Genomic DNA, 12,394 nt, shown 5'->3' with positions numbered 1-12,394 from the left:
GAACCGATCTCGCCCGCAGAGGTATCCAGCGCGAGCAGCACCCGCGCCCGCCTGATCACCGAGGCCGGATGGACCCCCGTCGTGGTCACCCGAACCAACGCTTCACGATCAGCCGCGGTCAGCACCACCGGCCTCTTCTTCTGCGAACCCATCGCACCAGCCCTGTCCGGCAGAACCGAAGGGGAATCTTCCAAACACCAGCCTCCCACCCAAAACAACCCACAGCTAAGCAGCGACAGTCTACTAGGCGTCGGCCGCCTTGGCAGCGGCGTCAATGGCGGCCAGCGAGCGGCGCACCTGATTGCGGTCGGTCGTGTACCAGAAGTCCGGCATGGACTTGCGCAGGAAGGAGCCGTAGCGGGCCCGCTCGACCCGCGGGTCGAGCACGGCGACAACCCCGCGGTCCCCGGAGGCGCGCACAAGCCGGCCCGCCCCTTGCGCCATCAGCAGGGCGGCGTGCGTCGCCGCGACCGCCATGAAGCCATTGCCGCCGGCCTCCTCCACGGCCTTCTGGCGAGCGCTCATCAGCGGATCGTCAGGGCGCGGGAACGGCACCCGGTCCATCACCACCAGCTGACAGCTCGGACCCGGCACATCGACGCCCTGCCAGAGGGAGAGCGTGCCGAACAGGCACGTACGGGCGTCGCCGGCGAAGGTGCGGATCAGCTCTCCGAGCGTCTCTTCCCCCTGGAGCAGGATGGGCGTGTCCAGGCGGCCACGCAGCTCCTCCGCGGCCGCCTGGGCGGCGCGCATCGAGGAGAAGAGGCCGAGAGTCCGGCCACCCGCGGCCTCCACCAGCTCGGCGAGCTCGTCGAGCATGTCCGAGCGGCTGCCCTCGCGGCCGGGCTGGGCGAGATGCTTGGCGACGTAAAGGATTCCCTGCTTGGAGTAGTCGAAGGGCGAACCGACGTCGAGCCCCTTCCACGGGGGCACGGCGCCCTCCTCGCCATCGGCGTCCCTGACGCCCTCGGGAAAGAGGCCGAGCGAGGCGGCCACACCGTTGAAATCCCCGCCGAGCTTGAGGGTGGCGGAGGTGAGGACCACGGACCGGTCCTCGAAGAGCTTCTCGCGCAGCAGGCCGGACACCGAGAGCGGGGCGACGCGCAGCGAGGCACCGAAGCGGTCGTGCCGCTCGTACCAGACGACGTCGTACTCGGACCCTTCCACGATGCGCTCGGCCACCTGGTGGATGTTCTCCACGGAGGCCAGGGCCTGCTTGCGCACGGCGTCCTCGTCCTGGACCGACGCGTCACGCGTGGCACCGAGCGCCGAGATGACCGTACGAGCCGCGTCGCGGAGCGCCATCAGGGCATAGCCGAGGTCTTCGGGGATCTCCTCGAGACGGCCGGGCAGCGCCAGCTCCATGAGCCGCTCGAAGGTCTCGGCGGCGGTCTGCAGGGCGTCTGTCGCCTTCTCGTTGACGAGCTTGGCGGCGCGGCGCACCGCGCGGTTGACCTGGCCCGGGGTGAGCTCGCCGCTGGCGACTCCGGTGACCCGGGAGACGAGCTCATGGGCCTCGTCGACGATCAGCACCTCATGGCTCGGCAGGACGGGCGCGCCTTCGATGGCGTCGATGGCCAGCAAGGCGTGGTTGGTGACCACGACCTCGGCCAGCTTGGCCCGCTCGCGGGCGGCCTCAGCGAAGCATTCCGCACCGTAGGCGCACTTGGACGCGCCGAGGCATTCCCGGGAGGAGACGGAGACCTGGGACCAGGCCCGGTCGGAGACGCCGGGGGTCAGGTCGTCGCGGTCGCCCGTCTCGGTCTCGTCGGCCCAATCGCGCATCCGCAGCAGGTCCTTGCCCAGCTTGCTGGTGGGCTCGGCTGCCTCGAACGGGTCGAACAGCCCGGCCTCCCCCGCCTCGGCGTCTTCCTGCGGCACGCCCTCGTGGAGGCGGTGCAGGCACAGGTAGTTGGAGCGGCCCTTGAGCATGGCGAAATCGGGGCGGCGGCGCAGCAGCGGATGCAGGGCGTCGACGGTGCGCGGCAGGTCGCGCTCGACGAGCTGACGCTGCAGGGCGAGGGTGGCCGTCGCGACCACGACACGCTCGCCGTGCGCGAGGGCGGGCACGAGATAGCCGAGGGACTTTCCGGTGCCGGTGCCGGCCTGGACGAGCAGATGGGCATTGTCGTCGATCGCCTCGGCTACGGCTTCGGCCATGGCGATCTGGCCAGGGCGCTCGCTGCCGCCCACGGCGGTGACGGCGGCATGCAGCAGGTCGGCGAGTGGCGGCGGGGACGATGCAGTCATAGGACGGTCAGCCTACGCGGCGGCACTGACATCACGGGCGGGACTCCTGGCGCGGAACCTGAACGGGGCGGGCGGTGTATTGAAGTCAGAGGCGCGAAGTGGCGCCGGTGGATCACAGGAGGTGGCGCAGGGTGCGATCCCGCAGCATGAGGGCCGCGTGTTTGTCGGGCAGTTCCACCTCAGCGGAGAGACGGAAGCCGGCGCCGAGGAAGGCTGCGACGCAGGGGGTGTTCCGCAGATCGGGTTCGGCGACCACACGACCGCAGGAGGGTCGCCGGTCGAGGACGAGATCGGCGACGGCGCGCAGCAGAGCCGTGCCGATGCCGCGGCCCCGATCGCGTACACGGCCGATGAGCAGGTGGAGACCCGTGTCCTGCGGCCGGGCCGGGTAGTACCGGGCGAGGGAGGCCAGGTCGGCGCGGTACACCTCCCAGTAGCTCATCGGCACCCCGTCCAGGACCCCCAGGCAGGGCACGCTGCGGCCGTCGCCATCGAGCTGGGCGCGCAGGTGTCGCGCGGTGGTCTCATGCGGGCCGGACAGTTCCCAGAAGGCGGAGACGGCCGGATCGTTCATCCATCGGGCGATGAGCTCGACATCGCGCTCGAGGTGGACCGGGACGAGTTGGAAGGCCCCCACTGCCGTGCCGGCGGGCCCCCACTGGGCGACCTGGTCGAGCAGGTCCGGCCGGTCGGGGGCCTCCGGCCCGGCGAGGTGCCCCTCGACGAGGCGTGCGGCGTGTTCCTCGGAGGGCCGCATGTCGAGGGTGTCCTCCGTGCTGGAGCTGATGCCGGAGTCGGTGGGCGGCATGGCGACGTCTCCTCTCGTCGTTACCGGGGCGGCGTGGGGGCGCCTGATCGTCGGCCCGGGCGTCACGCCGTGGATGTCATGTCGAGGACGTCACGCCATGGACGGCACCGAGCGGAAAAGGGGGTTGGCGATGGTGACATAGACGGACTGGGTGTCCACCGGTCCCACGAGCTCGTCCAGGCCGCGCAGCCGGGTGAGCAGGTTGGCCTTGCAGCGCAGGGTGGGCGTCTCCAGGAGCCTGGCGGGCAGTGTCGAGCGGATCTTCGCGGGGCCGGACGCGGCCTCGGCGAGGAAGCGGCGGAACGCGGCCAGCAGAAGGCGCTCGTCGGTGAGCCGCTGGGAGCCCAACGCGCCGATCAGACCGAGGACGTTGTTGACACCGAGGTAGTAGGCGAACCGTTCGTCGGCGACCTCGTCGGAGACGAAGGTGCCGCTGTGGGCGCCGATTTCGGGCAGTCGCCGCTGGAGGTCGGCGCGCCGGGACTCACGGAAGTAGTACCCCTGGTTGTCGCGGTAGCGGCCGCCGACCGGCCAGCCGTCGGGATCGAGTAGTACCAGGGTGTTCTGCTGGTGTGCCTCCAGGGCGATGCCGGCCTCGCCGTCCAGCCAGAGCACGGGCCGTACGACGGTGTGCAGATAGCGCAGGAACCATTCGATGCTGACGGTTGCCGGGCGGTGGCCGCTGCGGGCGGCGATCCGGGTGACGATCCGGGCGAGGCGGGAGCACATCGTCCTCCGGTCAGGCCAGGGGCGGAGCGAGGTGAGGCCGGCCAGACATACGGCCTCGTCGCCAGGGCCGAACGGGTTGTGCCGGATGACGACGTCGAGTCCGCTCAGCGGGGTGCCGTCGGGCTTGTCGACCGCGAGCCAGGCGGGGTCACGGACGATGTCGAAGCCGGGACGCCCCGGGCAGGCCGCCCGCCACTGCCCGGAGAGGCCGCTGCGCAGCAGCCGGTGCATCTCGACGCCACGCCACAGCTCCTTGCGGAGGTTCTCACGGCGGGAGTTGGTGATCCGCAGGGCGAGCGACAGCTTGAGCATCGCGGGTGCGCCGGTCCGGTAGACGGTGCGGATGGAGGAGGTGGGATGCCAGTGCTCGCCGGCCGGTCCCAGGTCGTGCAGCAGCCCCGCATCGAAGAGCGCGGTGACGTCCGGGCGATAGCGGATCTCCCGGACCTGCCAGGGGTGCAGCGGCAACGGCACGGTGCCGGGCGGCCGTTCGGGGTCCGGGCCCGCGAGCGAGAGGGCGAGCCGCTCGGCGGGCACGGTCCGGCCGCGTTCGGTCCAGGCCGAGTCGCGGGCCAGGACGGACCGGTCGACGGCGATCCAGTGCAGGGGGAAGGAGCCACGCGACTCCGGTGAGAAGACCGGCGATTCGGCCTCGGAGAGCCCCTCGCGGCTCTTGGGGGCGGGATGGAAGGGGTGCCCCAGGAGGAGGGACTGTTCGGCGCTCAGAAAGGGGGTGTCCGTAGCGGGGTCGGCGGGCGTGGCCCGTCGGCGGGACAGGAATTGGGCGGTGTGTCGCACGGAATCCGCGACCCGGCCGACGAGTTCGGTGACCCGTGCCCGGGAGCTGGGCCGCTCGGCACCATGTGCCGCCTCTCGGCTGAGGAGGGCCGCAAGGGTGACCGCGTCGAGGGCGGGCGCGTCCTGGGCGCCACCGTCGAGCGCGGGCGGGCCGAAGCGGTGCCATCCGGTGGTGGACCAGTGGCGCACGGGCACGAGCAGGGCGGTGCCGGCGGCGGGCAGCGGGATGCGCAAGGTGCCGGCGACGGGGGGCGCGGCGCCGCTCTCGCGCACCCAGCAGCGCAGCAGGTTCTCGGCGGCGCAGGCGTCCGCCGCGACCCAGGGGTCGGGGTGGTCCAGGGCATCGTCCGGGGCGGCGTCGTGTGCGCCGTCGGCGCGGCGGCCCTGCCGTGGGACGGCCGCCGCCTCGGCGCCCCCCTCGCCATGGACCGCCTCACCATGGACCACCGCGTCGCGGTCGCCGTCGGTCGCGTCGGCCGGGGGGCTGGGCCGCTCCTGGGTGTCGGTCCGAGTCGTCACGGCAGCGGTCTGCGGTGCCGACGGGAGGTGGAGGTGGTGTCCCCCGGGGGAGTGCGGCATATCGGGTGCGGGCACGGCTGTCGGTCCTCCTGCTGCTGAGCGCCTTTCGGCTGTCCCCCGCACGTACCAACGACGTGCGAGGCGCGGGATCACGGGCAACCGGAAGATCCGTGCGGCCGGGAACCAAGGACCCGGCTGCGGCCGTCGTAGGCGGCACCGGCATAGTGGGGGCCGTCCCCTCATCGGGGCAGTGCATGACAATTTCACAGCAGCACTCAGAGCAGCCCAGAACATCAGGGGGAGTTCCGCCCATGCCATCCAATCGCCAGCCAGCCTCGCGCCCAGCGTCCAGGTGGAGGGCGCTGCGCGCCCGCAGCAACTCCCCCGTGCTGGCCGCCGCGGCCATCGCCTCGGTACTGGCGCTGACCGCCACCGCATGCGGCCCCTCGGACGACAACGCGGGGTCCGAGCCGAGTGCCTCGGCGTCGCAGAGCGCAGGGGACATCACCCTTCCCGACAACCTCAACGACAAGTTGAAGGAGCTCGGGGTCGACCTGGACAAGTGGAAGAGCGGCGCTTGGAACAAGTGGGACAAGGACGACTGGCTGCGTGAGGCCGGCGACTTCATCAACCCCATCATCAAGGACCTGTGGAAGCCGGACCGGATGAAGGAGGCCCAGGAGCCTGACACCCCGGTCGACGACAACGACATCTCGGGCGACCAGGGCGTCACCGACCCCGACCCCCAGCCGGTCACGGCCAAGGAGGTCGCGAGCCCTTACAGCGCCAGCGTCCCCGAGGCGGGCAAGGTCTTCTTCGACGGTCCCGAGGGCTCGATGGTCTGCTCCGCCACCGTCGTGCAGGACCCGGCGCACCCGGGCAAGTCCAATCTGGTGTGGACGGCGGGCCACTGCGTCCACGCGGGCAAGGGCGGCGGCTGGTACAAGAACCTGATGTTCGTCCCCTCGTACAACGACGCCGGCAAGTCGGTCGACGAGCTGAAGAACGCCACCAAGGAGCAGTTGGCGCCGAAGGGCGTCTGGTGGGCCGACTGGGCGCAGACCTCCTCGCAGTGGATCGACAACGGCGCGGCCGTCGGTGGCAAGGGCGCCCCGTACGACTTCGCGGTGCTGCATGTGAAGCCCGAGACCAGCGGCGGCAAGTCACTCGAGGAGACGGTCGGCGGCGCACTGCCAGTCGACTTCAACGCCCCGACGGTGAAGTCCATCAGCAAGATCACGGCCACGGGCTACCCGGCCGCGCCGCCGTTCGACGGCCAGAAGATGAACCAGTGCGCGGACAAGCCGGGCAGGCTCTCGCTCGACGCCAAGCAGCCGACGATGTACCGCATCGGCTGCACGATGACCGCGGGTTCGTCCGGCGGTGGCTGGGTCGCGGCCGGCTCGGACGGCAAGCCGGCGCTGGTGTCGAACACCTCGATCGGCCCGTCCAACGCCACCTGGCTGGCGGGTCCGCACCTCGGCCCTGAGGCGAAGGCCGTCTACAACGCGGTCAGCAAGAAGTTCGCCAACCGGTAGGACCAGCCGGCCCAGCCGGAGGTCACAGATACAGAGATACAGACACAGGCCAGACGGCGAAGGCCCGCCCCCGGTATCCCGGGGGCGGGCCTTCGCCGTGGAAGGGGCGAGGGCTAGCCCTGCGCGCGGGTGGCCGCGGGCACGTATCGCCGCAGCTCGGCGGCCAGCTCCTCGTGCACCCGCGCCTTGAGCAGCGTGCCCTCCGGGGTGTGCTCCTCGGAGATCACCTCGCCGTCGGCATGCGTGCGCGCGACCAGCTTGCCCTGGGTGTACGGCACCAGCGCCTCGATCTCGACCTGAGGCCGCGGCAGCTCGCTGTCGATCAGCCCGAGCAGCTCGTCGATGCCCTGCCCCGTACGGGCCGACACCGCGATGGCGCGCTTCTCGACACGCAGCAGCCGCTGCAGCACCAGTGGGTCCGCCATATCCGCCTTGTTGATCACCACGATCTCCGGCACGGCCACCGCGCCCACGTCGCGGATCACCTCACGCACGGCGGCCAGCTGCTCCTCCGGCATCGGATGCGAGCCATCCACCACATGGACGATCAGATCGGCGTCGCCGACCTCCTCCATGGTGGAGCGGAACGCCTCGACCAAGTGGTGCGGCAGATGCCGCACAAAGCCGACGGTGTCCGCGAGGGTGTACAGCCGCCCGCTGGGCGTCTCGGCCCGGCGCACGGTCGGGTCAAGGGTGGCGAACAGCGCGTTCTCCACCAGCACGCCCGCGCCGGTCAGCCGGTTGAGCAGCGAGGACTTTCCCGCGTTGGTGTATCCGGCGATGGCGACCGAAGGCACCTTGTGGCGCTTGCGCTCCTGCCGCTTGATGTCGCGGCCGGTCTTCATCTCCGCGATCTCCCGGCGCATCTTCGCCATCTTCTCGCGGATACGGCGCCGGTCCGTCTCGATCTTGGTCTCACCGGGACCACGGGTGGCCATACCACCGCCCGCCGCTCCGGAGCCACCGCCACCCATCTGCCGGGACAGCGACTGACCCCAGCCGCGCAGCCTCGGCAGCATGTACTGCATCTGGGCCAGGGAGACCTGCGCCTTGCCCTCGCGGGACTTGGCGTGCTGGGCGAAGATGTCGAGGATCAGGGCGGTGCGGTCCACCACCTTGACCTTGACGACATCCTCCAGGTGGATCAGCTGGCCAGGGCTCAGCTCACCGTCGCACACGACGGTGTCGGCACCGGACTCGATCACTATGTCGCGCAGCTCCTGGGCCTTGCCGGAGCCGATGTACGTGGCCGCATCCGGCTTGTCGCGCCGCTGGGTGACCCCGTCGAGCACAAGGGCGCCCGCGGTCTCCGCGAGCGCGGCCAGCTCCGCCAGGGAGTTCTCCGCGTCCTGCACGGTGCCGGAGGTCCAGACGCCGACCAGCACCACGCGCTCCAGACGCAGCTGCCGGTACTCGACCTCGGTGACGTCCTCCAGCTCGGTGGACAGGCCCACGACACGCCGGAGCGCGGCCCGCTCGGAGCGGTCGTACTGATCGCCGTCACGCTCCTGGTCGACCTCGTGACTCCAGGCGACGTCCTCTTCCATCAGGGCGTCGGCCCGAAGGCTCTCGGCGAAGGCGAGGCGCTGCCGGTCCTGCGGAAGGGAAGAGGAGTGGGTCAAATCGATCCTTACGTCGTTGAGTACTGTCACAGTCGACAACGCGTGGCGGACCCGGAGGATTCCCGGCCGCCGACCGCGGCGCCGACCTGTCGATGGTCGCACGCGGCGGCCGGGCCGTCACCCGGGTTTCCCGGCGGGTTCCTGCGGCTCGGCCCCGAGACCATCCCCTGAGCCGCCCCGGACCCCACCCCTCAGCCGCGTCTGGGGCATCCCCTCAGCCGCCCCCGCCGGCCCTTCCGAGCGCCCGCCCGGGAACCTTTCCGTACGCCCGTCGGTCCGCCTTCCCCTCGGCCTTCGCCATGGCCCTCCCGGAGGACCTGGTTGCGGGCTTCCAGTCGGGGTGCCCCGGCATCTTCGGCGTCGTCCTCCCGTACAGCCAGGGCCTCAGGAAACCGGTCAGATCGCTGCCCGCCACCTCCGACGCCAGCCGGACGAAGTCCGAGGTAGAGGCCACGCCGTCGCGGTACCGGTGCACCCACCGCCGCTCCAGCCGTTCGAACGCCGGCCGCCCGATCCGCTGCCGCAGCGCGTACAGGACCAGGGCGCTGCCGTCGTAGACGACCGGACGGAAGATGCCGATCTGGTGGTCGGGGTCGGACTGCAGGGGGGCGGCGGGCGGGCCCCCGGAGGCGCGCCAGGCGTCGGACTGCCCGTAGGCGAGGCGCATCCGCTTGTCGAGCGGCATCTTCCCGCGCTCGTCCCCGTAGAGCGCCTCGTACCAGGTGGCATGGCCCTCGTTGAGCCACAGGTCGGACCACCGGCGCGGGCTGACGCTGTCGCCGAACCACTGGTGCGCCATCTCATGCACCATGATCGACTCGATGTACCACGAGGGCAGTCCGGAGGTGGTGAACAGGCCGCTCTCGAAGAGGGAGAGCGTCTGGGTCTCCAGCTCGAAGCCGGTCGTGGCCTTGGCGATCAGCACGCCGTACGTCTCGAAGGGGTAGGGACCGACCTTCTTCTCCATCCACTCCAGCTGTCCCGGCGTGCGCGCCAGCCACTTGGCCAGGAGCGCGCGGTCCGCCGCGGGCACGACGTCGCGCACCGGCAGCCCTTCGGGGCCGGTGCGGTGCGGGACGGCCGAACGGCCGATGGAGATCTGCGCCAGCTCGGTGGCCATGGGGTGGGCGAGTCGGTATCGCCAGGTGACGCTGTCCCCCTTGCGGCTACGCCCCAGCGACTTCCCGTTCGTGACGACCGTGAGGTGCTCGGGGGCGGTGACGCGGAAGGTGAAGCGCGCCTTGTCGGAGGGGTGGTCGTTGCACGGGAAGACGCGGTGGGCGGCGTCGGCCTGGTTGGCCATCGCGAGCCCGTCGTGGGTGCGGATCCAGCCGCCGTTCCCGCCGCTCGGGTCGCTGGTGTGCGCGATGGTGACCCGGAAGAAGGCGCCGCTCCGCACGGGCCGGGCCGGGGTGATGACGAGGTCCTCCTCCGCGCCGGCGAACCGGGCGGGCCTGCCGTCGACCCGCACGGAGCGCACGGCGCCGTGTGTGAAGTCGAGGTTGAAGGTGCGCAGCGGGGCGGTGGCGCGGGCGCTGAGGGTGGTGACGGCGTCCAGCGGCCGGTCGTTGCCGTGGTAGCGGAAGGCGATGTCATAGGCCGCGACGTCGTAGCCGGGGTTGCCGAGATACGGGAAGAGCCGGTCGCCGATGCCCCGGGGGGCCGGGGGCGGCTCCGCCGTGGACACCCGCCCGGCGGCGGAGGACGGGCAGACCACGACGAGGGCGGCGGTCATCGCGGCGGCCGCGGCGGCGGTCCTGCGACGCCCCGCGCGCCGGGCTGACGAGGGGCGGCCCCTCGGGGAAGACAGCATGACCTACGGCTATCAACGCCCGGACAAAAGCGGCCGACGGCGCGGCCCAAGTCCACTCGAACGGGTCCGGGTTCAGGACCGCGTCGCCGCCATGCTGCGGCCCGCCCGCGTCACGTCGTAGACGCCGGGCACATCGCGCATGGCCCGCATCAGCGTCGGCAGCCGACCGGGGTCGGGCAGCTGGAGCGTGTACGTATGACGGACGCGCTGCTCGCGGGGCGGCTCGACGGCGGCCGAGACCACGGCCACCCCTTCGGCGGCGATGGCCTCGGTGAGGTCGGCCAGCAAGTGAGGTCTGCTGAACGCCTCGGCCAGGAGGGTCACGCGGTAGTCGCCCCCGTCGCCCCCCTCCCCGTCCAGCCAGCGCACCCCGACCGTGCTGCGCCCGGCCGCCGTCATGCGGGACACCGCGGGGCACTGCTCGCGGTGGACGGTGACGGCCCCGCCGCGCACCGCGAAGCCGATGACGGCGTCCGGGGGCACGGGGGTGCAGCAGCCCGCCAGCCGCACGGCAGCTCCGGGCAGGTCCGCGGCGACGCTCGGGGCGACCGCCGTCCGGACCGCGGCCCCACCGGGCGCACCGGCCCCAGCAGTCCCAGCGGCCCCGGCCGGGTCCTCGGCCGGGGCGGGGTCCGGGCCGGTGGCCGACGGGGGCTGCTGCCGCTCCGGATTGGCGGCCAGCCAGCGGCTGATGGCAATGCGCGCGGCGGGCGTACGGGCGTGGTCGAGCCACTCGGGCGAGGGCCCTGAGGAGGCGGCGTCCCGGGTGTCGCGCGCCATGAGCAACTGGAGCATGTCGCCGTCGCGCAGCACGGTGCTCAGCGTCGCGATACGGCCGTTGACCCTGGCCCCGATGCAGTCGTGGGCGGCCTCGCCGTACTGGGCGTACGCGGCGTCCACACAGCTCGCGCCCGCGGGCAGGCCCAGCGTGCCGCCGTCGGACCGGAAGACGGTGATCTCCCGGTCCTGGGCGAGCTCGGCGCGCAGCGAGGACCAGAAGGTATCGGGGTCGGGGGCGGCGCTCTGCCAGGCCAGCAGCCGCGACAGCCAGCCGGGGCGGGTGGGGTCGGCACGCTCGCCGTCAGGGGCGTCGGCGGCCTCCAGAGGCGCGTACGGATTGCCGAGGGCGATCACTCCGGCCTCGGCGACCCGGTGCATCTGGTGGGTGCGGATGAGGACTTCGGCGACCTCGCCGTCGCGCCCGGCCACGGCCGTGTGCAGCGACTGGTACAGGTTGAACTTGGGGACCGCGATGAAGTCCTTGAACTCCGAGATGACCGGGGTGAAACAGGTGTGGAGCTCGCCGAGGACCGCGTAACAGTCGGCGTCCTCCGAGACCAGGACGAGCAGTCGGCCGAGGTCGGAGCCGGTCAGCTCGCCGCGCTTGAGGCCGACCCGGTGGACGGACACGAAGTGCCGGGGCCGGACGAGAACTTCGGCGGCGATGCCCGCCTCGTGCAGCACGGTGCGTACGTTCTCGGCGGCGCGGGCGAGCGGGTCCGGGCGGCCCGCGTGGTCCAGCAGGAGCTCGCGGGTGCGGGCGTACTCCGCGGGGTGGAGGATGGCGAAGACCAGGTCCTCCAGCTCGGTCTTGAGGGCCTGCACACCCAGCCGCTCGGCGAGCGGAATCAGCACATCGCGGGTGACCTTCGCGATGCGGGCCTGTTTCTCGGGGCGCATCACGCCCAGGGTGCGCATGTTGTGCAGGCGGTCGGCGAGCTTGATGGACATCACGCGCACGTCGTTGCCGGTGGCGACCAGCATCTTGCGGAAGGTCTCGGGCTCGGCCGCCGCACCGTAGTCGACCTTCTCCAACTTGGTGACACCGTCGACGAGATAGCGGACCTCCTCGCCGAACTGCTCGCCGACCTGATCCAGCGTCACGTCGGTGTCCTCGACCGTGTCGTGGAGGAGCGACGCCGTCAAGGTCGTGGTCTCGGCGCCCAGTTCGGCAAGGATGAGGGTGACGGCTAGCGGATGGGTGATGTACGGCTCGCCGCTCTTGCGCATCTGGCCGCGGTGCGAGGACTCCGCGAGCACATACGCCTGGCGCAGCACGTCGAGATCGGCCCCGGGATGGTGGGCCCGATGCACCTTGGCCACATGCTCGATCGCGTCCGGCAGGCGGCCGCGGGCAGGCGAGCCCAACAAGGCGGCCCGGCTGAACCTGCGGAGATTGCGCAGGTCGATGCGCGGGAGGCCGCGCCTGCGGCCTAGAGCGGCGTGGTCGGTGGCCTCTGCGCTCATGGGCACCTCCGGCGGCGTCGAGCGTCAACCGGCGTGGGCACTCCCCCTGGGCCGGTGCTTGATGCTACCG

Annotated in this window: 7 protein-coding genes; 1 reads left to right on the top strand and 6 read right to left on the bottom strand. The window is 71.7% G+C overall.

The features are described 5' to 3' along the window. Window positions 1-243: 243 nt before the first annotated feature. From PV419_RS49845 to PV419_RS49835, 3 genes are all read right to left on the bottom strand, one after another. Window positions 244-2,250 (bottom strand): ATP-dependent DNA helicase, encoded by a 2,007-nt coding sequence (locus PV419_RS49845; protein WP_319700667.1) that lies wholly within the window; start codon window positions 2,248-2,250, stop codon window positions 244-246. Window positions 2,251-2,362: 112 nt separating this feature from the next. Continuing rightward, entirely contained in the window at window positions 2,363-3,058 is a 696-nt protein-coding gene (locus tag PV419_RS49840; RefSeq protein ID WP_319700666.1) for a GNAT family N-acetyltransferase, read from the bottom strand. A 90-nt stretch (window positions 3,059-3,148) separates the two neighbouring features. Then, window positions 3,149-5,164, bottom strand: coding sequence for an IucA/IucC family protein (locus PV419_RS49835; protein ID WP_319700671.1), 2,016 nt, complete (start codon window positions 5,162-5,164; stop codon window positions 3,149-3,151). 251 nt (window positions 5,165-5,415) lie between these two features. On the opposite strand from PV419_RS49835, the gene PV419_RS49830 reads away from it, so the two are divergent. Then, window positions 5,416-6,642, top strand: a complete 1,227-nt coding sequence (locus tag PV419_RS49830) for a hypothetical protein (RefSeq protein ID WP_319700664.1) — start codon at window positions 5,416-5,418, stop codon at window positions 6,640-6,642. A 113-nt stretch (window positions 6,643-6,755) separates the two neighbouring features. On the opposite strand, the gene hflX is transcribed toward PV419_RS49830, so the two are convergent. From hflX to PV419_RS49815, 3 genes are all read right to left on the bottom strand, one after another. Next, window positions 6,756-8,264 carry a GTPase HflX gene (gene hflX / locus PV419_RS49825; RefSeq protein WP_319700662.1) on the bottom strand — a complete coding sequence of 503 codons (1,509 nt, stop codon included), beginning with the start codon at window positions 8,262-8,264 and terminating at the stop codon, window positions 6,756-6,758. A 214-nt stretch (window positions 8,265-8,478) separates the two neighbouring features. Continuing rightward, window positions 8,479-10,077: a M1 family metallopeptidase gene (locus PV419_RS49820; RefSeq protein WP_319700660.1), complete on the bottom strand. Its 1,599-nt coding sequence runs from the start codon at window positions 10,075-10,077 to the stop codon at window positions 8,479-8,481. 72 nt (window positions 10,078-10,149) lie between these two features. Then, complete coding sequence (locus PV419_RS49815; RefSeq protein ID WP_319700658.1) at window positions 10,150-12,324, bottom strand: RelA/SpoT family protein; 2,175 nt, start codon at window positions 12,322-12,324, stop codon at window positions 10,150-10,152. Window positions 12,325-12,394 lie beyond the last annotated feature (70 nt).

It is taken from the genome of Streptomyces sp. ME19-01-6 (genome assembly GCF_033793745.1).
GTDB lineage: Bacteria > Actinomycetota > Actinomycetes > Streptomycetales > Streptomycetaceae > Streptomyces.
Note: the sequence above shows the minus strand (reverse complement) of the source record. Positions and strands in the feature narration are given on the sequence as shown.